We start from the raw sequence: 21,269 nt of genomic DNA, 5'->3' as shown, positions 1-21,269 counted from the left end.
CTCAGAGGCCGGTCTGGTGCGCGCGGGCGGTGAAGAAGATGCCGCTCGGTGCTTCGGCAGGGATCTCGGCCAGTTTCTCGCGGGTGTGGGTGTCGTAGATCAGCACCTTGTTGTCATCGCGCGAGCTGATCCAGACCTCGGCGCCGCGCGGCGCGAATTCCATGTGCAGGATCGCCTTGCCGGGGGTCAGGGTGGCGACGACCTCGTGATTGCGGCTGTCGACGACCTGCACGGTATCGTTCAGCGGCGTGGCGAAGTTGACCCAGACGAAAGGACTGGCGGGCTGGGCGATGATGAAGACGGGCTGGCCGTGGACCGGCGTCGTGGCCACCGTCTCCTGGCTGTCGCGGTTCACCCAGAGGATTTCGTGGCGACCGACGGCGGGCAGGGCATATTGCCCTTCGGTGAATGCCCAGCCCTGCAGGTGGGGCATCTTGTAGACCGGCATGTCCTCACCCTCCTTGCCGTAGTCGGTGAGGAATTTCTGCGGTTCGGGATGGTCATCCCAGAGGTCGAAGGCGGTGACGCCCTTCTCGCCGAAAAGGCCGATCAGGTAGGTATGGGCATCATCGGTCAGAACCGCGTCGAACGGGTTCTTCCCGGCGTTGCCGAGCGGGGTGATCACCGGCTGCGGGCCGGAGAAATCACCCAGGAACACCTCGCCAGTGTCCCAGACCGTCCAGGCGAAGCGGCGGCCGGGGACATCGACCAGGCCGATGGTCTTGCCGTCGGCGGGGATGTCGGCGACCAGCGCCAGCGTGTCCGCGTCGAAGACCTTGACCCCGCCGGGTTCGTAGTTCGAGACGGCGACCAGCTTGCCGTCGTCCGAAATCGCCCCGCCGATGGAGTTCCCGGCCTGCACGGTGCGGGCGACGATCGTCCGGGTCAGGATGTCGACCTTGGTCAGCCCGCCGTCACGCCCGAAGACATAGGCGAAGCGTTCATCGGGAGAATAGGTGAGCGAGGCATGCGACAGGTCGCCCAGCCCCTCGATGCGGCCAACGGCGGCCCGGTCGGAGCGGTCGACAAGGACAAGGCTGCCGGTGGCACGTTCGATGACGAGGCCCAGGTCGCCGGTGGCGGTCAGGTCATCCGTTCCGGCCCAGAGCGGCGCGGCGAGGAAGGCGGCGAGAAGGCCCGCGAGGAAGGTGGGGCGTGTCATGGGGTTTCCCCTTTCAGGTAATCGGCGATCCACAGCGCCTCGGCTTCGGTGAGAAGCGGGCGCCAGGGCGGCATGGCGGTGCCGGGCACACCGTCGAGGATGATGAGCGCAAGGCCCTCCCGGTCGGCATGGGCCAGCGCCTCGGTGGTCAAGGGACGGCCAAGGCCCCCCTTGCGGGTGAGGCCGTGGCACGATCCGCAGTCCTGCAGGACCATGTGCTCCAGTTCCGTCGCGCGGATCGGGGGGATGTCGGCTGCGGCAGGGAGCGCAAGCCCGATGGCAAGGGCCAGCCCCCCCACCCCGGCCCTCCCCCACGCGGGGGGAGGGAGGCGCTTGTGGAACCGGCGGTGCGAAAAACTGATGGGGAAGCAGGCGGAGCGGTCGGCGATCCGCGCCTCCCCTCCCCCTTGTGGGGAGGGGCTGGGGGTGGGGGGCGCTGACATCGCTGGAAGACGATCACGCATAGGCCGCCATCCCGGCCCCCTCGCAGAGGGACGCGTCCAGTTCGGCGATCTCGGGATACATCCCGGCGACGCGGCCGATCACGAACAGGACCGGCGCCTCGGGCTGGGCCTTGGCCACGTCGGTGCCGATCTGGCCCAGCGTCGACAGGAGCCGCGTCTCGCGCGGGGTCGTCGCCGCGCTGACGGCCAGCACCGGCAGGGCAGGGGCCAGCCCGTGCCGCATCAGTTGCAGCGCGATCTCGGCGATGTTGCCCGCGCCCATGTAGACGACCAGCGTCGTGTCCTCCGACGCGAGCGAGGCCCAGTCGAGGTCCAGCACGGCATCCTTCGCCCGGTGGCCGGTCACATAGCGCACGCCGGTCGCCAGGCCCCGGTGGGTCAGCGGCACCCCGGTCGAGGCGGCGGCCCCTTGCGCCGAGGTGATGCCGGGGGTGTAGCTCACGGCGACACCGGCGGCGCGGCAGGCCTCGGCCTCTTCCGAGCCGCGCCCGAAGATCAGCGGATCGCCGCCCTTCAGCCGGGCGACCACCAGCCCCTCGCGGGCGAGGTCGACCAGAAGGGCATTGATCGCTTCCTGTGGAACCTTGTGGAATTTCGGCAGCTTGCCAACGTCGATCCGGCGCGCGCCCGCGGGCACCAGCGCCATGATCTCGGGCGAGACCAGCCGGTCATGCACCACGACATCCGCCGACTGGATCAGCCGCAGCGCCTTCAGCGTCAGAAGATCGGGATCGCCGGGGCCAGCACCGATCAGGTGGACATGGCCGGACAGGGGGCCCGGAAGCTGCGCACGGCTGATGATTTTCATGGCTGTCGGATCCCGATGGCTTTGGCAAAAAAGAGGCGGGGGTGAAAGGGAATGGACGCCCCCGCCAGGTTGCCCCTGCAGCACGACCGGCCGCAGGGGCAAGGGAACGCCTCAGTAGACGTCATCCTTCGTGTTCAGCACGTTGAACTTGCCGGTGGGCGTGATCAGTTTCGGATCCTTGATCACCGTCTTCAGTTCCAGCGTCTTGTCATCGACCACGACGATGGCCGATTCCTGGTCCTTGCCGTTCCAGACCGAGAACCAGACCTCGGTGCCGTCCTTGTTGAACTCGGGCTGCACCACGCGCGGCTGGCCTTCCGGGATCCCGGCCCATTCCGCGATCGGCAGCGTGGTGTATTCCGGGTCCACGTTCGGATCGCCGCCCATCTTCGAGATGTCGAACACCGCGACCGAACCGGAAATCTCGGCATCCGGGTTCAGCGGAGCGTCGACGTAGAGATGGTTCGAAGCAGGATGGGTCTTGATGAACAAGGACCCGCCGCCCAGCCCGAAGAAGCTGTCGACGACCTTCCAGGCCTGGTCGGGGTGCCCTTCCGGGTCGGTGCCGATCAGCGCCACGCTTTCATCGCCAAGGTGGCTCGTCGCCCAGACCGGCCCGTAGACCGGGTGGACGAAGTTCGCGCCGCGCCCCGGATGCGGGGTCTGGCCGCCGGTTTCCACCAGCGCCGCGAGCTTGTCTTCCTTGGTGTCGACCACCGCGATCTTGCCGCGCTGGTTCGCCGCCACCAGGAAGTAGCGCTTGGTCGAATCGAACCCGCCGTCATGCAGGAAACGTTCGGCTTCGATCTCCGTCACCTTCAGGTTCTTCAGGTCGGTGTAGTCGACGAAGAGGATCTTCCCCGTCTCCTTCACGTTCACGATGAACTCGGGCTTGAAGTGCGACGACAGGATCGAGGCCACGCGGGGTTCCGGGTGGTAGGTCTGTTCGTCGTAGATCATGCCCCGGGTCGAGACGATCTTCTTCGGTTCCAGCGTCTCGCCGTCCATGATGACGTATTGCGGCGGCCAGTAGGCCCCGGCGATCGCCAGCTTGTCTTCCCAGCCTTCGAACTTGGACGTCTCGATAGAGCGGGCCTCGATGCCGATCTTGATCGAGGCGACCGTGGCGGGCGTCTCCATCCAGAGGTCGATCATGTTCACGAGGCCGTCGCGGCCGATCACGAAGAGATAGCGCCCCGAGGCCGAGATGCGGCTGATGTGCACCGCATAGCCGGTGTCGATCACCGCCTTGATCTCATAGGTGCCGCCGTCGATCAGGGCCACCTGGCCCGCGTCGCGCAGCGTGACCGACATCAGGTTGTCGATGTCGATGTCGTTCATCTTCTCTTTCGGCCGGTCCTCGGGTTTCACCAGGACCTTCCAGGACGCCATCATCTCCGGCATGCCCCATTCCGGCGGCTGCGGCGGTTCCAGGAGCAGATAGCGGGCCATCATGCCCACCTCTTCCTCGGTCAGCGCGCCCGAGGTGCCCCAGTTCGGCATGCCCGCGGGCGAGCCGTAGGTGATGAAGCTTTGCAGGTAGTCGTAGCCGTTCTCGCGGGTGATGTCGGTGGTCAGGGGTTTCCCCGTGGCCCCTTTCCGCAGCACGCCGTGGCAGCCTGCGCAGCGTTCGAAGTAGATCGTGGCCGCCTTCTGGAACTCTTCTGGCGTCATCACCGGGTCGTCGGGCTTGAAGCCCGGAATCTCGACCTTGATCTGACCCAGCGTGGTCATCGAGGGCTCATACGATGCGGCAGGTCCGTCGGCGTGGTCCTTGGGCTTGTCTTCCGCGATCACGGGCGCGGCCAGCCCCAGGAACAAGGCTGCCGTGCCCAGTAACAACGTCCTGGCGGGTCTTGCTCGGGTGGTCATGGGAATCTCTCCGTTCAGCTGGTGAGGCTGCGCGGACCCTGTGCCAGTCACGCCGCCGTTACCTTGACTTTCGTTAAGGCGCGGCAAGGCCTGTCGCCGCAGGGTCCGGGCACTGGAAAAGGCCCCTGCCCCATGCGCGCGCTTCTCGCTGCCGTCCTGGCGTTGCTTCTGTCCGTGCCTTTGGCGCGGGCCGAGGGGCTGATCGCCGACGATGCGCTGGCGGTGACGGCGCCGACTGCGGAGCAGGCGGCGGCGTTGCTGGACCTGGCGGGCCCGGTGCAGGTGCAGCGTATCGACGCGGGCGTGCCGGGCTGGAGCGTCCTGAAGGATGGCCGCGTGATGGGCGAGATCGGCTCGACCTGGGAGATCGCCGGGTCGGTCGGCTATTCCGGGCGCCCGCTGGACGTGCTGGTGGCGGTGTCGCCGCAGGCGCGGATCGCGGGGGCGGTGCTGGTCCGCCACAACGAACCCGTGCTGACGCTGGGCATTTCGGATGCCGACATCGCCGCCTATGTCGCGGGGTTCAGGGGCTTCGACCTCGGCGCCCCGGAACCGGACACCAGCGCGCTGCCGCCTGTTATCTCCCGCGCCACCGTCTCGACCGGGGTGATCCGCGACGGTATCCTGCGCACGGCGCGGACTTTGGCCATCGGGCGGGGCCTGATATCGGCGGGCGGCGGGGTGGACCGGCTGACCTATGCGCCTGCGACCTGGGACCAGCTTCTGGGCATGGGCGCGCTGGCCGAAGTCCGGGTGACGATGACCGAGGCGTCGAAGGCGCTGGCGGGCGCCAAGGTTCCGGTCGAGCCGGGCGAGGGCGATTTCCTGCGCCTCTGGGTGGGGGTGATCGACACGCCGACCGTGGGTCAGAACCTCCTCGGCCAGCAGGATTTCACCCGGGCTGTGGGCAATCTGGGCGCCGGTGGCTCGGCGCTGATCGTGATGGGGCAGGGGGTGCAATCGCACCGGGGGACCGAGTGGAAGAAGACCGGGGTGTTCGACCGGGTGACTGTCGTGCAGGGCGCGACACGCTGGCAGCCGACCGAGGACCGCTACCAGATGCTGAAGGCGCTGGAGCTGACGGGCGCGCCGAAGATGAAGGAGATCAGCCTTTTCGCCCTGCCGCCCGAGATCGACCCGACGAAACCGCTGACGGTCGAAATCCGCGCCACCCGCCCCACCGCGACGGGCGAGGTCGCCATGACCGTCGCCGTGCCCTACACCCTGCCCGAGGCCTTCCGCCTCGCGCCGCCGCCGGAACCCGAACCCCTGTGGAAACAGGCGTGGGAGTCGAAGCGCCCGCAGGTTGCCATCGTCGGCCTGATGCTGACCGTCCTGACCCTGATCCTCTTCGCGCAGGAATGGATCACCCGGCGGCCCCGTCTCTGGCGGATCGGGCGGCTTTCCTTCCTCGCCTCGACCTTCCTGGTCCTCGGCATGGGGCTGAACGGCCAGCTTTCCGTCGTGCAGGTGGTGGCCTTCGTCCATTCCCTCCTCACCGGCTTCCGCTGGGAAACCTTCCTGATCGAGCCGGTCATCTTCATCCTCTGGGGCTTCACCGCCTTGGGAATGCTGTTCTGGGGCAGGGGGGTTTACTGCGGCTGGCTTTGCCCGTTCGGCGCGTTGCAGGAACTGACCAACGCCGCCGCCCAGAAGCTCGGCGTCAAGCAAATCGCCGTGCCGCAGGCGCTGCATGAACGGCTGTGGGTCATCAAATACACCCTCTTCATGGCTATCCTCGCGCTCTCCTTCTACTCGATGCGCGACGCCCTGATCCTCGCCGAAGCCGAGCCCTTCAAGACCGCCATCTCCCTCCGCTTCCTGCGCGCCTGGCCCTTCCTTCTCTTCGTCGCCGCGCTCCTGACCGCCGGGCTTTTCATCGAACGGTTTTACTGCCGCTACCTCTGCCCCCTCGGCGCGGGCCTCGCCATCCCGGCCAAGCTGAAGATATTCGACTGGCTGAAGCGCCGCCCGCAATGCGGCCGCGAATGCCGGATGTGCGAGACGAAATGCACCGTCGGCGCCATCGACGCGATCGGGCGGATCAACGCCAACGAATGCGTCCTGTGCCTGCGCTGCCAGGTGATCATGAACGACGGGACGCAATGCCCCGTCCTGAAACGCCGCGCCCGCGCGGAAGGAGCCACCCCATGACCCCGCTCAAGCGCCTCTTCGGCGACGGCTTCCGCGTCTTCTTCCTGGCGGCGGGCCTTTTCGCGCTGGCCTCGATGGCGGTCTGGGAGTTCTACCAGATCGTCCAGGCGCTTGGCGGCGTGCTGGACTTGCCCACCGCCGCGCCGCCGCATCTGTGGCATGCGCATGAGATGATCTTCGGCTATGGGTCCGCCGCGCTTGCCGGGTTCCTGCTGACCGCCGTCCCAAGCTGGACCGGCGCGAAGTCCGCCCCGCACCGCTTCATTGCCGTGGTCGCGGGCCTCTGGCTGGCGGGCAGGATCGCCGTCTGGGCCTCGGGGAGCCTGCCGTCCGCGCTGGTGGCAGTGCTGGACCTTGGCTTTGTCCCGGTGCTGGCGGCGAATCTGCTCACCCAGCTGATAAAGCGTCCGAAGCCGCAGCAGATGATCATCCTGGCGATCCTCACGACTTACTGGATCGCCAACCTGATGGTGCATCTGGAATGGACCGGTCTGACCGCCGACACCGCCTGGGCGGGCCTGCGCGCCGGGCTTCTGACGCTGGGCGCGATGATCATGGTGCTGGGTGGTCGCGTCACCCCCGGCTTCACCAGGAACGCCATGGTCCAGTCCGGGCGCGAGCAGGGCCTGCCGCTGAACCCGATGCCGCTGGCCGCCATCGCCATCGCCGCAGCCCTGACCCAGCCCCTCGGCTACCTTGTCGGGGCACCGCAAAGCTGGCTCGCCCCCTTTGCGCTGATCGCCGGGACTGCCGGTCTGATCCGCGTCGCGCTCTGGCGCGGGTTCTGGACCAGGAACAAGCCGATCCTCTGGACCCTGCACCTCTCCTACGCCCTGAACGCGCTGGGGTTCCTGACGCTTGGTCTTGCCGACCTCGGCCTCACGACCGACATCGCCGCACTGCACCTGCTGGGAATCGGCGGGGTCGGCGGCATGACCCTTGCCATCATGTCCCGCGCCACGCTCGGCCACACCGGGCGCGCGCTTGTCGCCCCCCGCCCCGTCGCGCTGGCCTATGCGCTGATCCCGCTTGCCGCGCTGGCCCGCTGCCTCGGGGCCGAGATCCCGTCGCTCGCCACCCCCGCTATCCTCACCGCCGGGGCGCTCTGGCTTCTGGCCTTCGGCCTCTTCACCGCTGCGCTCTGGCCAGTGTTCTGGGGTCCGCGCGCCAAGCGCAGCCCGGCCGGAGCCGCGCCCACATGAACCGCCGCCGCTTCCTGTGCCTGTCTGCCGCCGCGCTTGCGCCCCTGCCCGGTCATGCCGGAACGGTCACGACATGGGAAGGCAGCGGCCTTGGCACCAGCCTCTCGCTCCGCCTCGTCGGGACCGACCCGCACCGCGCGCGCCAGTGCTTCGCCCGGGTCGAGTCCGAGATCGCCCGCATCCAAACCCTCGCATCGTTGCACCGCGATTCGGCGCTGACCCGGCTGAACCGTGACGGCCACCTCGCCTGGCCCTCGCCCGACCTCATCGACCTTCTCACCCTCGCCGGTCAGGTCCATGCTGCGACCGGCGGGACCTTCGAACCGACCGTGCAGCCCCTGTGGCTGGCGCTGGCCAACGGCACCGACCGCGAAAAGGCCCGCGCCCTGATCGGCTGGGACCGCATCCGCCTCTCGCCCGAAGGACTCCGCCTCGACGCGGGTCAGGCGCTGACGCTGAACGGCATCGCGCAAGGCTGGGCCGCCGACCGGATCGCCGACCTCCTCCGTGCGCAGGGCTTTACCGAAGCGCTGGTCGACATGGGCGAGATTGCAGCATTGGGCGAGAGCGGCTGGCCTGCCCGGATCACCGGCCCCGACGGCACAGCCTTGGCCGAAACCCGCCTCACCAACCGCGCGTTGGCCACGTCCTCCCCGCGCGGGACGCTGGTGAACGGCCAGCCGCATATCCTGGGGCCGCAGGGCCAGCCGCCGCTGTGGCAGACGGTCAGCGTCAGCGCCCCGCGCGCCGCCGTCGCCGATGCGCTGTCCACCGCCTTCTGCCTGATGGACCGCGCCAGCATTGACGCGGCGCTGGCGCGGTTCCCCGGCACCCGGATCGAGGCGCTGGCCTGACAGAGACCCCGCCCCGGGCCTGACCCGGGGCCAAGGGTGGCGAAAGATGTCCCGGGTCAGGCCCGGGACGGGGTTTTCCTTGATCCGCCAGCAGCAAGCCTCAGCCCGCGACCTCATCCTTGCAGGTGCGGGCGCTGTCGCTGATCGCCAGCACCACCTTGGACATGACCGCCTGATCAAAGTCGTTCATCGCCTGAACCTCTTCCGGCGTGACGGCTGCGGCCATCTTCGCCTCGAAACAGGCCTTCACCGCCTCGGCCTTCGCCGCATCCAGCCCCGCCACCGCCTGCGCCAGATTGGCATCGACCGTGGACTGATAGGCGGTCTTGTCCGCCATCTCGCCGAATCCCGGCTGGCAGCTATAGGGCGGCAGGCTGTTCTGACCGCCCAGAACCTCACGCTCTCGCGCGCGCAGGGTGTCGCAGCCCCAAGTCCGCAGGGCGGCAGGCATCCGGGCGTTGAGGTCGATCCAGATTTCCAGACCGGCCATGCCATAGATGCCCTCTTGCGGGTCGATCTTCTCCAGCGCGGCGGTGTGATACCACTTGCCCCCGACCAGGCCTGCGAAGGCCACGACCGCCAAGGCTGCTATTCCCGCGACTTTTCCAAGACTTGCCATGATCCCTCTTGTTACCGGCACCGAAACCGCGCTTAATCCGGGACCAAGGCGGCGGCAAGACCTGCCGGATTGTCGCACCGGGCATATCCCTGTCAGATGGTTGACTTTTGTTAAGGCCCTGTCCTGCCCGAACGGTCACACCCGCGTTACCTGAAACGCTCCAGGAAAGGATTCCGCCATGCGCGAAGTCATGACCAAGAGCATGGCCCGCAACATCTTCTACGGCGGGTCACTGTTCTTCATCCTGATATTCGTGGGCCTTACGGCCCAGTCACACCTCTACATCACCTCCACTTCGACCGACAAAGCCACGCTGACCGAAAGTGTCGCGGCGGGCAAACACCTGTGGGAAAAGCACTCCTGCATCAACTGCCACACGATTCTGGGCGAAGGCGCCTACTTCGCGCCCGAACTTGGCAACGTGATGACCCGCTGGGGCGTGGAACCCGGCGACCATGTGGCCGCGTTCGATGCGCTGAAGGCCTGGATGGACGCGATGCCCTCGGGTGTCGAGGGCCGTCGGCAGATGCCGAACTTCGGCCTGACCGACGCCGAATACCAGAACCTCGCCGACTTCCTGCTCTGGGTCGACACGATCCGCGCGCAGGACTGGCCGCCGAATGACGCGGGCTGAGGAGACGCCATCATGAAATACCAATCGCAGAAGATCGCGCTGGCCTACTTTTCGGTCGCGCTCGCCCTCTTCGCCGTGCAGGTGACGATGGGTCTTGTCCTGGGCTGGATATATGTCAGCCCGAATTTCCTGTCCGGGCTGATTCCCTTCAACATCGGCCGGATGCTGCATACGAACAGCCTGATCGTCTGGCTGCTTCTGGGCTTCTTCGGGGCCGCCTACTACCTGATCCCCGAGGAAAGCGAGCGCGAGATCCATTCGACCAAGCTCGCCTGGCTGCAACTGGCGATCTTCGTCCTCGGCACCGCCGGGGTGGTCGTGACCTATCTCTTCAACCTCTTCGACGGCAACTGGCTTCTGGGCAACGAGGGGCGCGAGTTCATCGAACAGCCGCGCTGGGTCAAGGCCGGGATCGTCGTCGCCGCGCTGATCTTCCTTTACAACATCTCGATGACGGTGCTGGCGGGCAAGAAGACCGCGATCACCAACATCCTGCTCCTGGGCCTCTGGGTGCTGGCGCTCCTCTTCCTGTTCGCCTTCGTCAACCCGGACAACCTGGCCTTGGACAAGATGTACTGGTGGTACATCGTCCATCTCTGGGTCGAAGGCACCTGGGAGCTGGTGATGGCCTCGATCCTCGCCTTCCTGATGCTGAAGCTGACGGGGGTGGACCGCGAGGTCGTTGAAAAGTGGCTCTACGTCATCGCCGCGCTGGCGCTCTTCTCCGGCATCCTCGGCACCGGCCACCACTACTACTGGATCGGCACGCCGGGCTACTGGCAATGGATCGGCTCGATCTTCTCCAGCCTCGAAATCGTGCCGTTCTTCGCGATGATGTCCTTCGCCTTCGTCATGGTCTGGAAAGGCCGCCGCGACCACCCGAACAAGGCCGCGCTCCTGTGGTCGCTCGGCTGTGCCACGCTGGCCTTCTTCGGCGCGGGCGTCTGGGGCTTCCTGCACACCTTGCACGGGATCAACTACTACAGCCACGGCACCCAGATCACCGCCGCGCACGGGCACCTTGCCTTCTACGGCGCCTATGTCTGCCTCAACCTTGCGATCATCAGCTATGCCATGCCGCACCTGCGCGGACGCGATCCCTACAACCAGGTCCTGAACATGGCCTCGTTCTGGCTGATGTCCTCGGGCGTGGTGTTCATGACCGTGGTCCTGACCTTCGCCGGTGCGCTGCAAACCCACCTGCAACGCGTCAACGGCGAGGCCTATATGGACGTGCAGGACCAGCTCTGGATCTTCTACGCCATGCGCTTCGGCGCCGGTGCGGCCGTGGTCCTGGGCGCCATCCTGTTCATCTATGCCACAGCCTTCCCGCGGCGCGAGATCGTGACCCCCGGCCCGCTGGAAAGCGACCGGCTTGAGCACGACCCCGACCACGTCGCGGCGGAGTGATGCTGATGGACGGTTCCCACATCGACACGAGGGGGGCGCAAGCCCCCTTCTACCTCCCCCAGGGCGACGAGGTTTCGGTCTTCGAGGCCGCCGCCGCCCACCGCCTTCCGATCCTCCTCAAGGGCCCGACCGGCTGCGGCAAGACCCGCTTCGTCACCCACATGGCCGCGAAACTCGGCCGCCCGCTCCATACCGTCGCCTGCCATGACGACCTCTCCGCCGCCGACCTGATCGGCCGCTGGCTGCTGAAAGGCGGCGAGACGGTCTGGGTCGACGGCCCCCTCACCCGCGCCGTGCGCGAAGGCGCGATCTGCTACCTCGACGAGGTGGTCGAGGCGCGGAAGGACGTGACCGTCGTCCTCCACCCCCTGACCGACGACCGCCGCATCCTGCCGATCGACCGCACGGGAGAGGAGCTGGTGGCGCATCCCGACTTCCTGCTGGTCGCCAGCTACAACCCCGGCTACCAGAACATCCTGAAGACGCTGAAACCCTCCACCCGCCAGCGCTTCGTCTCGCTGGAATTCAGCTTCCCGAAGCCGGAACACGAAGTCCCCGTCGTCGCCCGCGAATCCGGCCTGCCCGAAGCGCAGGTGCAGCCGCTGGTCCGGCTGGCGAACAAGCTCCGCGCCATGAAGGGCCAGGATGTCGAGGAGGGCGTCTCCACCCGCCTCGTCGTCTATTGCGCGCAACTCATCCACGGGGGCATGCCCGTCGATCGCGCCATCCGCGCGGCGATGATCGAACCCCTGACCGACGACCCGGATGTGAAGGCCGGGCTCCGCGATCTCGTGACTGCCGTTTTCGGGTGAGGCCGGCAATGTCACGGATCGAGTTCGAGCCATGGGAACCCGAGGAATCTGTCGGGAAACTGTGGCACGCCTTTGCCAGCCGTCTGGATGGCGACCCCATCCACGACGGAGCCCGTGTCCCGCTGTCACAGGTGGGCGGACGGCTGGCAGTCCTTTTCCGCGGCCTGGGCGGCGATCCGGCGGTGGAAATCAAGCCGGTGGCCGCTGAAACCAGCCACCATCGGCTGTCCTTCCTGCGCCGCCTTGGCACCTGGGCCGAAGCGACCCCGCGCGCCAGTTTCGATGGCGCGACCCTGCGCCTGCCGGAAAGCCTCGCCGCCTTTCCCGACCCCCGCGCCAATGCGGCGCTTTACCTCTGGCTTGCCGCCGCCGCCGTGGCCCTGCGCGACCTGACGCCCTCTGAGGACGCCGATCCGCTGCAAGCCGATCTCGCCGCGCTCGAAACCGCGAAGACGATGACCGCCGCAGCCCTGCGCCTTGCCCCCGGCTACACCAAACTCCATGCCGACCTCTGCGAGGCGACGCTCCTTTTCCGCCGCACCCCGAACCTTCCCCCCGTCGAGGCCGCCGTCGAGGCGCGCATCCGGGCCGCCCTTGGCGCCAACGTCACCCTCCCGCCGCTGCCCGCGAAGGCGCCGCGCGGCTATCGTCCGTTCAAGCCGGTGCCGCTCTGGCCCGACCTGCGCGTCCTGGCCCGCAGCGAGCATACCGCCGTCGAGGCCCGCGCCACCGAAGGCCCGCCCGAGGAGTCCGAGGAAAAAACCGCCCGCAAGGCCCGCCGCCGCAAGGCCGACCAGGCCGACCGCAACGATAGCTTCATCCTGCACAAGTTCGAGGCCATCCTGTCGATGACCGAATTCCTCAACCTCAACCGCCGGGTCGAGGATGACGACGAGGACACCGCGAAAAAGGCTGCCGACGATCAGGAGGAGATCGGCCTTGCCCAGGTTTCCAAGGCCCCGGCCACCCGCCTGAAACTGCATCTCGACCTCGCGCCCGAAGACGTGGACCGCGAACAGATTTCCGGCAGCTTCACCTATCCCGAATGGGACGTCCGCACCGCCAGCTACCTTCCCTCACACGCCCGGGTGCTTCATTCCCGGGCTGAAGCCAGCGACCTGACGCCCCCGTTTCGGGCTGACCCGCGCGCCTCCGCCCGGATCCGCGCCGTCCGCCGCCAGTTCGAGGCCTTGCGTCCCAGCCTCGTCTCGATGCCTGGCTACCCGGACGGCGACGTGCTTGACACCGAACGGGCGGTGCGCGCGCGGGTCGATTTTCTTGCCAACGGTGAGGGGACGGATCGGGTCTGGCGCCAGACCAGGCCGGAGCGCCGCGACCTCGCCGTGTCGATCCTCTTGGACATTTCCCGCTCGACCGAAAGCGCGATCCCCGGCCACGGCCATGACGGGCGCAGCGTGATCGACATCGAACGCGAGGCGCTGGCGGCGCTGGCCTGGGGGCTGGATGCCTGCGGCGACAGTTTCGCGATCCACGCCTTCTCCTCGCTGAAGCGGAACCGCGTCTTCGTGCAGGAGGTGAAGCGCTTTGCCGAGCCGATGGCGGAGGCGGTGGAACACCGCATCGCCGCGCTGAAACCGGGTCACTACACCCGGCTTGGGGCGGCGATCCGGCACATGTCGGCGCTGCTGGCCAAGGAAGCCCGCAAGCGGCGGTTGCTACTGGTCATCACCGATGGCAAGCCGAACGACCTTGACCACTACGAGGGCCGCCACGGGATCGAGGACAGCCGGATGGCGGTTCAGGAAGCCCGCCGTGCCGGACACGCCGTCTTCGGCATCACCGTGGACCGTGACGGCAAGTCGTGGTTCCCCCGACTGTTCGGCCAGGGCGCCTTTGCCCTGATCCCGCATCCCGAGAAACTGACCCAGGCGCTGCCGCAGATCTACCGGCAGCTTGTCACCGGATGACGATTCCGCCGGACTCTCCTCAGTCACTTCGTGCCTCATCGCTTGCGCCCGGCGAAGAGAAGCCGAAGACGCACGACGAGCCCCCCTCCGGCCAGCTTCCCGGCGAACTCCTCATGTGGGTGCTGATCCTTTCGGAGATCACCGTCTTCGGTGCGGGGCTCCTTGCCTTCCTTTCCGTGCGCCTGACCGACCCCACCGGCTTTGCCGAGGCGCAGTCCCACCTCCACCGCACGGGCGCTGCCGCGAACACGCTGGTCCTTGTGACCTCGGGCTGGCTTGCCGCGCTGGCCACCCGGGCGGCCGAGGCCGGGCAGAGGCGAAGGCTGCGTCTGTTGCTTGCCGTGGCGATCGGCTTCGGCGCGGTGTTCCTGATCCTGAAAGGCACCGAATATGCCGATCTCTGGGCGCAGGGCATCGGCACCGAAACCCATGCCTTCTATACCTTCAGCTACCTGTTGACCGGCTTCCATGCCGCGCATGTGCTGGCGGGGATGGTCCTGCTGGCGCTGGTCGGCTGGCTTGGCACGCCGAAGGCGGTCGAGACCGGGGCGGCCTTCTGGCACATGGTGGACCTGGTCTGGGTGCTGCTGTTCCCGGTGGTCTACCTGCTATGACGCGCGCGACCAAAGCCTGGATTCTGCTGCTGGCCCTCTCCGCCGCGTCGACCGCCCTTGCGGCATCGGGCCTGATCGGCGCGGCGCTGGCCCTGCCGGTGCTGGCGCTCTCGGGTCTGAAGGCGCATGTGATCCTGCGCGACTATCTTGGCCTTGTCGTCGCGCCCGGCTGGCTGCGCGGCTTCGACCTGGGCCTGAGCCTGTTGATCCTGGCCTTCGCGGGCCTCGCTCTGGCGGCGTGACAGATTAAGATGTGGTAAACGCCCGCAACCAACCCCTTGATTTCAAAGGGTCAGAAAATCTGTCCACCGTGGACAGCCCCTCACTCGGCCCGGAAGGCTCCGGCCAGCGGTTCGGGCAGGTCGAACTCCGCCAGTACCCGTGCCCGGCCCTCCGCCGACATCTTCCGCGCGGTCTTCCTCACGATATCGAGGGTCTGCTCCGCATCCCGGTCGGCCGCGAAGGGCGAGAAATACCACTTCAGGAAGACGAAGCAGATCACGTCCTCCAAAGCCTGCACCTCCGGGTCGCGCTTGATCCCCTCCTTGCGGAGAAGCACCCCGACCCGCGCGCCATCAGCCTCGGGAAAGCCCGCCTCGGTCATGATCGCCGCGACGCGCAGCCCATGCCGCCGCCCCTGTTCGCGGCGCCAGTCCAGATAGCCCGCCTTGCCCTCGGGATAGTCGCCCCTTGGCAAGAGCCAGCGTTCCACATGCTGCCCCCGCGCCGCGACTTGCAGCCCCTCGGAGGCGGCCGGAAACAGCCGGGCCAGTTCCGTGCTCATCCGCTGGCCATAGACCAGCGCCTCGCCCTTCGGATCGGCGACGTTCGCCGCGTCGATCAGGGCCAGCGCCCGGCGCAGGCGATCGGACATCAGCCCCCCTTCGACCAGGCCAGCGCCGGATCTTCCTCGACATAGTCGCGCAGCGTCGCCACGTCGTCGATCTGCGCGGTGTTCTGCTTGATCGTCACGCCCTGGTCCTTCAGCCGCGCGAAGGCCCGGCTCAGGCTTTCCGGTTTCATCCCCAGACGCCCAGCGATCAGTACCTTGTCGTAGGGCAGCGTCACCTCGCAGGCGCCGTCGGGGCAGGGGGCCAGCTCCAGCAGGAATTCCGCCACCCGCTGCGCACCGGTCTGCGCCTTCAGCGCCTCGACCTGCCCCACCAGCGCGTGAAGATGTGCGAAGGTGGCCGACAGGATCGAGATCGCCACCTCCGGGTTGTCGCGGATCTGGCGCAGGAGGACATCCGCCTCGATCCGGATCAGGGTGCAGTCCGTCACCGACTCGGCCGCGACGGGATAGGTATCGTGGCGGAAGGCCACCGCCTCGCCGAAACTCGCGCCCTTGGTGAAGACCCCCACCACCGCCTCGGTCCCCGAGGGCGCGATGCGGTAGAGCTTCACCCAGCCATCCGCGACGATGTAGATCGCGCTGGCCCGCTCACCCTGGAGGAAGATGGTCTCGCCGCGCGAGAAGCTGCGCACGCGCGCGCTGTCGAGCACGGTCTTCGCCACATGCTCGGGTGCGGCGGCGAGAAGCAGCGACCGGCGCGCAAGGGCGATGAGTTCGGGTTTCATTCAGGGTCCATGCACTGTCAGCCGCTGTTCTTTCCCTAACCCGATCCGGGCGGATATTCCACCGCTAGCTGCACGGGGTCGAGCATCTGCCGGACGGCAGGCTAGATGTTCTCGGGACCGTAGATGTCGAAGGCCAGCACCTTCTTGGTCGGGCCGGTGCCCGCGTCGAGTTCCTTCATCATGTGGCCGACGGCATCGCTGGCCAGGCGCTGGACCGGATGCGAGAGAACCATGGACAGGAGCCCGTCGATCAGGCCCATCCGGGTGTGTTCCGTCAGGTCATGGCCGATCGCGACGATGCCCCGGTCGCGGCCGAGGGAAGACATGGCCTCCAGCACGCCCGCCGCCCCGCCGCCGTCGATGTAGATGCCGACAAGGTCCGGCTCGCGGCGGAGAAGCTGTTCGGTCACGTCCCGGGCGATCGACTTGTCCTCGAAGGTCTGCAGCGGTTCCAGGATGGTGAAGCCGACGCCATGTTCCCGGCAATAGGACCGGAAGCCGGATTCGCTCAGTTCCTGACAGCGATAGCGGTGGTTACCGACGATGATCGCCACCGGGCCCGCGCGGCGACTTTGCATGGTCATTGCCCATGCGGCTGTCCGGCCCATGCGCCAGGCGTCAAGCCCGACATAGCCCGTGGCACAGGCAGCGGTCAGTTCGGAGATCAGCCCGTAGGTCGGAACGCCCCCGGCCGCCAGAGTCTCGATCGCGTTGGCGACGCGGGGATGTTCGGCGGACACGACCGCCAGGGCATCGACCTGCTGGCCGAGGCGCAGGATCCGGTCCGACACCGCCTCGGGCGAGAGATCGTCCATGTGTTCGACCAGAACCGCGACCGGCCCGGGCGTTTCGGTTTCGGCCTGGCGCAGGGCATCGGCGATCATCCGGTAGAAGGTGCGGTGCGACTGTTGCAGCAGAAAGCCCAGCCGCGCCTTCGGACGTTCGGCCTGGAGCCGCTGGCGCAGGGCGGGCAGGGCGTAGAAGCCCATTGCCTCGGCCGCTTCCAGCACGCGCTGGCCGGTGGCGGCCCGGACCTCGCTGCGCCCGTTCAGGATGCGGTCGATGGTCGAGACGCTGACGCCTGCCCTGGCGGCGAGGTCGTGGATGGTGAACCGGCGAGCCATGTGTCCTCCTGAAGGATTCCTTCATTCTTGCGCAGGGCAAAAGAAGGAAATGAGGGGAAATGCTTCAGAATGAATGAAAGGATTATGCAGGATGGTTTGTCAACAGTATGAAAATTCCAATCGCAGAACGACTCGGAACGAACGTATCAACGGGGGCGACAGATGGACGACCTGCAATTCGGCACCCGCGACAAGCGCGGCAACTGGTCCCCGAACGAGGCCCTCGACGTTGCGCCGTTCTGGCGCAAGCCCTTCAGCCTGCCGAAGGTGGTGGCCTGGATCCCGGGCTATCTCTGGCCCTGGAACGCCTTCCATATGGCGACGGCGCTTCTGTGGTGGTTCTTCGTCGTGCCGGATGTCGAGGTGCTGAAGACCCTGTCCTGGGGTTGGGCGCTGTGGCTTTACACGGTGAACGCGGCGGCGATCTTCGTCTTCTACGGCGCGATCGAGCTCTTCTGGTATGTGAAGAAGAAGCAGGGCACCCGGTTCAAGTACAACCACAAGTTCCCCGCCGAAAGCCCGTCGGACGTGTTCTGGTTCAAGAGCCAGAATATCGACAACTTCCTGCGCTCGTTCTTCATCTCGATCCCGCTCTGGACGCTGGTTCAGGTGCTGATCCTCTGGTGCTTTGCCAACGGCTTCGTGCCCTGGCTGTCATGGTCGGACAACTGGCTGTGGCTTGTGGTCCTGACGCTGATCAGCCCGGCGATCCACGAGGTGCATTTCTTCTGCATCCACCGGCTGATCCATGTGCCGGTGCTCTACAAGTGGATCCATTCGGTGCACCACAACTCGATCAACCCCTCGCCCTGGTCGTCCTTGTCGATGCATCCGGTCGAGGCGTTCCTCTACCACGCCGTAGCCTTCTGGCACCTGATCATCCCGTCGAACCCGATCGTGGCGCTGTTCCAGCTGCACGGCGCGGGGTTCGGGGCGGTCAATGGCCACATCGGTTTCGACAAGCTGGAGCTGACCGAGGACACCGCACTCGATAGCCACGCCTATGCCCACTACCTGCACCACAAGTATTTCGAGGTAAACTACGGCGGCGATGGGCTGATCCCCTTGGATAAGTGGTTCGGCTACTGGCACGACGGCACCAAGGCCGCCGACGAGCGGATGAAGGAGCGGTTCCGCAAGAAGAAAGAGCGAATGAACGCGAAGGCCGTCCCCAACTGACAAGAGCATTCCACCGGGTGGCGGGAGAGGCCGTTCGCGTGGGGAAGACCAAGGCATCAACACCCGCCGGGAGAGGCGGACCAAGGGAGGAGAAAGACCATGGGACTGATGAAGACGCTTGCCAGGGTGATGGCAACCACCGCGCTGGTCGCGGGCGCGTCCTCGGCGATGGCGGCAGAGATTGCCATCATCGGCGGCATGAACTCGGACCAGTTCTGGAACAAGATCAAGAAGGGCGTCGATGATGCCCGCCTGATCGTCGAGGCCAACGGCGGCAAGGTCGATTACCTGCGGATGCAGAGCTACGACAACTTCGCCGCCGATGCCGCGGATATCATCCGCGTGGCAATCAGCCAGCACCCCGACGGCATCGCGGTGCCGGACTGGGTCTATGAATCGCAGGACCCGGCCATCCAGGAGGCCATCGCGGCGGGGATCAAGGTGATCCTGTTCAACGCGGGCACCATCGACAAGGCCCGCGAACTGGGCGCGATCAACTACATCGGGTCGGACGAATACATCGCCGGCAAGGCCGGTGGCGACCAGCTGGTGAAGCTCGGGGCCAAGAAGGGCGTCTGCATCAACACGCTGCCCGGCACCGCGAACATCGAGGCACGTTGCCAGGGCATGATCGACGCGATGACCGCGGCAGGTGCCACGGCGGAACAGCTGCCCCTGCCCTCGACCTCGTTCGGCGACCCGGCGGCGATTGCGGAAGCCGTCAAGGCCTACCTGACCGAACATGCCGATGTCGACGGTGCGCTGACCATCGGCGCGGGCGAGGCGGATGCGGCTGCGGTCGGCATCGAACAGGCGGGCAAGACCGGCGCGGTCAAGCTCGGGAGCTTCGACTTCAACGAAGCGACACTGGACCGCATCAAGGGCGGCACCCAGGCCTTCGCCATCGACCAGCAGCCCTATCTTCAGGCGATGCTGGCTGTCACGCTGCTGGCCGCGCATATCGACTTCGGCACCGACCTGCCGACCGCCCCGGTGCTGACCGGGCCGGGCATCGTCGACGCCTCGAACGTCGATGCGACCATCGCGGGCGTGCAGATCGGCGCGCGCTAAGATCGTCGGGCCCGCCCTTGTCCGGCGGGCCCACCTTTCCCTCCACGACAGGAGCCACGCCATGTTCTCGGGCCTCTTGCGACGTCCCGAAGCCGGTGCCCTCATCGGCCTTATCGGTGTCACCGTCTTCTTCGCCATCGTCGGAGGGGTCGAGTTCCTGTATCCGTCCTCGATCGGCAGCTGGCTTTCGCGTTCGGCCACGTTGGGCATCATCGCCATCCCCGTGGGCCTTCTGATGATCGCCGGAGAGCTGGACATTTCCGTCGGCGCCACCATCACCGCGGGCGCGCTGATCACCGCCCTCGTCTCGGGCTTCTACGGCGCGCCGATCCTGGTGGGGATGCTCGCCACGCTGGCCTTCGGCGTGCTGGTCGGCCTCCTGAACGGCTGGCTGGTGATCAAGACCGGGGTGCCGTCCTTCATCGTGACGCTCGGCACGCTCTTCGCCGTCTCCGGCGTGCTTCTGGGGGCGACAGTGGTCCTGACCGGCACGACCTCGATCTCGATCAAGGCGCCCGAGGCCGCGAAGACGATCTTCGGCATGTATGTCGGTGGCTTCCAGGTGCTGATCCTGTGGTGGCTGGGGATCACCGCCGCCTTCGCCTATTTCATGCACATGTCGCCCTACGGCAACTGGGTCTTCGCCATGGGCGGCGACAAGGACAGCGCGCGCAATGCGGGCATCCCGACCCGACGGATGACGATCCTGCTCTTCGTCTTCTCCTCGGTCTGCGCGAGCTTCGTGGGGATGAGCCAGGCCATCCTGTTCCAGTCGGTGCAGGCCACGCCGCAGCTGACGCTGATCTTCAACACCATCATTGCAGTGGTGGTGGGCGGGGTGCTGCTGACCGGGGGCTTCGGGTCGGTGCTGGGCATCTTCTTCGGCACCATCACCTTCGCCGTGGTGACGCAAGGCATCTACTACACCGAGTTCGACCAGACCTGGTCCAACCTTGTCATCGGCGTCCTGCTGCTCGGGGCTGTCCTGATGAACAACACCTTCCGCAAGATGGCGCTGTCGACCGCGCCCAGGAAGAAGGGAGCCAAGGCATGACCGCCCCGATCCTTGCCCTGCGGGGCGTGAACAAGAGCTTCGGCCCGATCGACGTGCTGCATGACATCAATCTCGAAGTTCGGCCGGGCGAGGTGCTGTGCCTTCTCGGCGACAACGGCGCGGGCAAGTCGACGCTGATCCGCATCCTCTCGGGCGTGCACCAGCCCACCACGGGCCGGATCGAGATGGACGGGGCAGAGGTCAGCTTCCCCACCCCCCGCGCGGCGCAGGAGGCGGGAATCTCGACCGTCCACCAGTTCGGCGGGACGTTTCCCCTGATGTCCATCGGGCGGTCGTTCTTCGTTGGCGTCGAACCGACCAAAGGCTGGGGGCCGTTCAAGCGCTATGACCGCAGGAAGGCCAACACCATCGCGGTGAAAGCCGTGCAGGACATGGGCATCACCCGGATCACCGACGGCGACCGGCTGGTGGGCGGCCTCTCGGGTGGCGAGCGGCAGAGCCTTGCGATTGCGCGGGCCGTCCACTTCGGCGCGCGGGTGCTGATCCTTGACGAACCGACCGCCGCGCTTGGCGTCAAGCAGGCGACCCACGTCCTGCGCATCGTGAACGAGGCGAAGCGGCGGGGTCTGGCGGTGGTGTTCATCACCCATCAGGTGATGCATGCGATGGCGGTGGGCGACCATTTCGCCGTGCTGATCCGGGGCGCCGTCGCCGCGGACTTCAAGAAGGGCGAGAAGACCCGCGAAGAGATCACCGACCTGATGGCCGG

Annotated in this window: 21 protein-coding genes; 13 read left to right on the top strand and 8 right to left on the bottom strand. The window is 66.8% G+C overall.

Features of this window, described 5'->3' with window-relative positions; all coding sequences use genetic code 11:
- Position 1 precedes the first annotated feature (1 nt).
- The 4 genes from JNL31_RS04870 to JNL31_RS04855 all read right to left on the bottom strand — a co-directional run bounded on the left by JNL31_RS04870 (position 2) and on the right by JNL31_RS04855 (position 4,306).
- Positions 2–1,162, bottom strand: a complete 1,161-nt coding sequence (locus JNL31_RS04870; protein WP_294970655.1) for a cytochrome D1 domain-containing protein — start codon at positions 1,160–1,162, stop codon at positions 2–4.
- Positions 1,159–1,461: a cytochrome c gene (locus JNL31_RS04865; protein ID WP_294970654.1), complete on the bottom strand. Its 303-nt coding sequence runs from the start codon at positions 1,459–1,461 to the stop codon at positions 1,159–1,161. The genes JNL31_RS04870 and JNL31_RS04865 overlap by 4 nt, the downstream gene beginning before the upstream one ends.
- Positions 1,462–1,618: 157 nt before the next feature.
- Positions 1,619–2,434, bottom strand: coding sequence for a uroporphyrinogen-III C-methyltransferase (gene cobA / locus JNL31_RS04860; RefSeq protein WP_294970652.1), 816 nt, complete (start codon positions 2,432–2,434; stop codon positions 1,619–1,621).
- A gap of 111 nt (positions 2,435–2,545) precedes the next feature.
- Positions 2,546–4,306 carry a nitrite reductase gene (locus JNL31_RS04855; RefSeq protein WP_294970650.1) on the bottom strand — a complete coding sequence of 587 codons (1,761 nt, stop codon included), beginning with the start codon at positions 4,304–4,306 and terminating at the stop codon, positions 2,546–2,548.
- A gap of 132 nt (positions 4,307–4,438) precedes the next feature.
- On the opposite strand from JNL31_RS04855, the gene JNL31_RS04850 reads away from it, so the two are divergent.
- From JNL31_RS04850 to JNL31_RS04840, 3 genes are read left to right on the top strand one after another with little or no spacing between them, the layout of a single operon-like run.
- Positions 4,439–6,460: a NosR/NirI family protein gene (locus tag JNL31_RS04850; protein WP_294970648.1), complete on the top strand. Its 2,022-nt coding sequence runs from the start codon at positions 4,439–4,441 to the stop codon at positions 6,458–6,460.
- Entirely contained in the window at positions 6,457–7,662 is a 1,206-nt protein-coding gene (locus tag JNL31_RS04845) for an NnrS family protein (RefSeq protein ID WP_294970646.1), read from the top strand. The genes JNL31_RS04850 and JNL31_RS04845 overlap by 4 nt, the downstream gene beginning before the upstream one ends.
- Positions 7,659–8,516, top strand: a complete 858-nt coding sequence (locus JNL31_RS04840; protein ID WP_294970644.1) for an FAD:protein FMN transferase — start codon at positions 7,659–7,661, stop codon at positions 8,514–8,516. Before JNL31_RS04845 ends, JNL31_RS04840 begins: the two co-directional genes overlap by 4 nt.
- Positions 8,517–8,616: 100 nt before the next feature.
- Here the strand turns inward: JNL31_RS04840 and JNL31_RS04835 are convergent, their stop codons facing one another.
- A complete protein-coding gene (locus JNL31_RS04835) occupies positions 8,617–9,090 on the bottom strand; it encodes a hypothetical protein (RefSeq protein ID WP_294970642.1) in 474 nt (157 codons plus the stop codon).
- A gap of 223 nt (positions 9,091–9,313) precedes the next feature.
- Between JNL31_RS04835 and JNL31_RS04830 the strand changes: the two genes are divergently transcribed.
- From JNL31_RS04830 to JNL31_RS04805, 6 genes are all read left to right on the top strand, one after another.
- Positions 9,314–9,769, top strand: a complete 456-nt coding sequence (locus JNL31_RS04830; RefSeq protein WP_294970640.1) for a cytochrome c — start codon at positions 9,314–9,316, stop codon at positions 9,767–9,769.
- Positions 9,770–9,781: 12 nt separating this feature from the next.
- Positions 9,782–11,179, top strand: a complete 1,398-nt coding sequence (locus tag JNL31_RS04825) for a cbb3-type cytochrome c oxidase subunit I (RefSeq protein WP_294970638.1) — start codon at positions 9,782–9,784, stop codon at positions 11,177–11,179.
- Positions 11,180–11,184: 5 nt separating this feature from the next.
- Positions 11,185–11,991 carry a CbbQ/NirQ/NorQ/GpvN family protein gene (locus JNL31_RS04820; protein ID WP_294970636.1) on the top strand — a complete coding sequence of 269 codons (807 nt, stop codon included), beginning with the start codon at positions 11,185–11,187 and terminating at the stop codon, positions 11,989–11,991.
- An 8-nt stretch (positions 11,992–11,999) separates the two neighbouring features.
- A complete protein-coding gene (locus tag JNL31_RS04815) occupies positions 12,000–13,919 on the top strand; it encodes a VWA domain-containing protein (RefSeq protein ID WP_294970634.1) in 1,920 nt (639 codons plus the stop codon).
- A gap of 113 nt (positions 13,920–14,032) precedes the next feature.
- Positions 14,033–14,533: a cytochrome c oxidase subunit 3 gene (locus tag JNL31_RS04810; RefSeq protein ID WP_294970703.1), complete on the top strand. Its 501-nt coding sequence runs from the start codon at positions 14,033–14,035 to the stop codon at positions 14,531–14,533.
- Entirely contained in the window at positions 14,530–14,775 is a 246-nt protein-coding gene (locus JNL31_RS04805; RefSeq protein ID WP_294970632.1) for a hypothetical protein, read from the top strand. The genes JNL31_RS04810 and JNL31_RS04805 overlap by 4 nt, the downstream gene beginning before the upstream one ends.
- Before the next feature lie 80 nt (positions 14,776–14,855).
- Here the strand turns inward: JNL31_RS04805 and JNL31_RS04800 are convergent, their stop codons facing one another.
- From JNL31_RS04800 to JNL31_RS04790, 3 genes are all read right to left on the bottom strand, one after another.
- Positions 14,856–15,407 (bottom strand): DUF4202 domain-containing protein, encoded by a 552-nt coding sequence (locus JNL31_RS04800; protein ID WP_294970630.1) that lies wholly within the window; start codon positions 15,405–15,407, stop codon positions 14,856–14,858.
- On the bottom strand, positions 15,407–16,111 hold the full coding sequence (locus JNL31_RS04795) for a Crp/Fnr family transcriptional regulator (protein ID WP_294970628.1): 705 nt from the start codon (positions 16,109–16,111) through the stop codon (positions 15,407–15,409). Before JNL31_RS04795 ends, JNL31_RS04800 begins: the two co-directional genes overlap by 1 nt.
- Before the next feature lie 101 nt (positions 16,112–16,212).
- Complete coding sequence (locus JNL31_RS04790; protein WP_294970626.1) at positions 16,213–17,235, bottom strand: LacI family DNA-binding transcriptional regulator; 1,023 nt, start codon at positions 17,233–17,235, stop codon at positions 16,213–16,215.
- Between the two features lie 162 nt (positions 17,236–17,397).
- Between JNL31_RS04790 and JNL31_RS04785 the strand changes: the two genes are divergently transcribed.
- The 4 genes from JNL31_RS04785 to JNL31_RS04770 form a co-directional block, all read left to right on the top strand.
- A complete protein-coding gene (locus JNL31_RS04785; protein ID WP_294970624.1) occupies positions 17,398–18,414 on the top strand; it encodes a sterol desaturase family protein in 1,017 nt (338 codons plus the stop codon).
- A gap of 99 nt (positions 18,415–18,513) precedes the next feature.
- Positions 18,514–19,485: a sugar ABC transporter substrate-binding protein gene (locus JNL31_RS04780; protein WP_294970622.1), complete on the top strand. Its 972-nt coding sequence runs from the start codon at positions 18,514–18,516 to the stop codon at positions 19,483–19,485.
- Positions 19,486–19,546: 61 nt separating this feature from the next.
- The gene (locus JNL31_RS04775) at positions 19,547–20,539 is read left to right on the top strand and encodes an ABC transporter permease (RefSeq protein WP_294970620.1); all 993 of its coding nucleotides are present in this window, start codon (positions 19,547–19,549) and stop codon (positions 20,537–20,539) included.
- Positions 20,536–21,269 (top strand): ATP-binding cassette domain-containing protein (locus tag JNL31_RS04770; protein WP_294970619.1); only part of this gene is annotated, 734 nt, incomplete at its 3' end. The genes JNL31_RS04775 and JNL31_RS04770, both read left to right, overlap by 4 nt.

Origin of the sequence: Tabrizicola sp. (genome assembly GCF_016792905.1) — a bacterium.
In the GTDB taxonomy this organism is placed as follows: domain Bacteria; phylum Pseudomonadota; class Alphaproteobacteria; order Rhodobacterales; family Rhodobacteraceae; genus Tabrizicola.
The sequence above is the reverse complement of the archived record's forward strand: the minus strand, read 5'-3'. Positions and strand labels throughout refer to the sequence as shown.

What these genes read in the sequence shown, in the direction of transcription:
- JNL31_RS04845 (WP_294970646.1), top strand. Translation starts at nt 6,457, where the DNA reads ATGACCCCGCTCAAGCGCCTCTTCGGCGACGGCTTCCGCGTCTTCTTC.
- JNL31_RS04850 (WP_294970648.1), top strand. Translation starts at nt 4,439, where the DNA reads ATGCGCGCGCTTCTCGCTGCCGTCCTGGCGTTGCTTCTGTCCGTGCCT.
- JNL31_RS04820 (WP_294970636.1), top strand. Translation starts at nt 11,185, where the DNA reads ATGGACGGTTCCCACATCGACACGAGGGGGGCGCAAGCCCCCTTCTAC.
- JNL31_RS04830 (WP_294970640.1), top strand. Translation starts at nt 9,314, where the DNA reads ATGCGCGAAGTCATGACCAAGAGCATGGCCCGCAACATCTTCTACGGC.
- JNL31_RS04810 (WP_294970703.1), top strand. Translation starts at nt 14,033, where the DNA reads ATGTGGGTGCTGATCCTTTCGGAGATCACCGTCTTCGGTGCGGGGCTC.
- JNL31_RS04840 (WP_294970644.1), top strand. Translation starts at nt 7,659, where the DNA reads ATGAACCGCCGCCGCTTCCTGTGCCTGTCTGCCGCCGCGCTTGCGCCC.
- JNL31_RS04825 (WP_294970638.1), top strand. Translation starts at nt 9,782, where the DNA reads ATGAAATACCAATCGCAGAAGATCGCGCTGGCCTACTTTTCGGTCGCG.
- JNL31_RS04800 (WP_294970630.1), bottom strand. Translation starts at nt 15,407, where the DNA reads ATGTCCGATCGCCTGCGCCGGGCGCTGGCCCTGATCGACGCGGCGAAC.
- JNL31_RS04805 (WP_294970632.1), top strand. Translation starts at nt 14,530, where the DNA reads ATGACGCGCGCGACCAAAGCCTGGATTCTGCTGCTGGCCCTCTCCGCC.
- JNL31_RS04775 (WP_294970620.1), top strand. Translation starts at nt 19,547, where the DNA reads ATGTTCTCGGGCCTCTTGCGACGTCCCGAAGCCGGTGCCCTCATCGGC.
- JNL31_RS04870 (WP_294970655.1), bottom strand. Translation starts at nt 1,162, where the DNA reads ATGACACGCCCCACCTTCCTCGCGGGCCTTCTCGCCGCCTTCCTCGCC.
- JNL31_RS04785 (WP_294970624.1), top strand. Translation starts at nt 17,398, where the DNA reads ATGGACGACCTGCAATTCGGCACCCGCGACAAGCGCGGCAACTGGTCC.
- JNL31_RS04790 (WP_294970626.1), bottom strand. Translation starts at nt 17,235, where the DNA reads ATGGCTCGCCGGTTCACCATCCACGACCTCGCCGCCAGGGCAGGCGTC.
- JNL31_RS04815 (WP_294970634.1), top strand. Translation starts at nt 12,000, where the DNA reads ATGTCACGGATCGAGTTCGAGCCATGGGAACCCGAGGAATCTGTCGGG.
- JNL31_RS04795 (WP_294970628.1), bottom strand. Translation starts at nt 16,111, where the DNA reads ATGAAACCCGAACTCATCGCCCTTGCGCGCCGGTCGCTGCTTCTCGCC.
- cobA (WP_294970652.1), bottom strand. Translation starts at nt 2,434, where the DNA reads ATGAAAATCATCAGCCGTGCGCAGCTTCCGGGCCCCCTGTCCGGCCAT.
- JNL31_RS04855 (WP_294970650.1), bottom strand. Translation starts at nt 4,306, where the DNA reads ATGACCACCCGAGCAAGACCCGCCAGGACGTTGTTACTGGGCACGGCA.
- JNL31_RS04780 (WP_294970622.1), top strand. Translation starts at nt 18,514, where the DNA reads ATGGGACTGATGAAGACGCTTGCCAGGGTGATGGCAACCACCGCGCTG.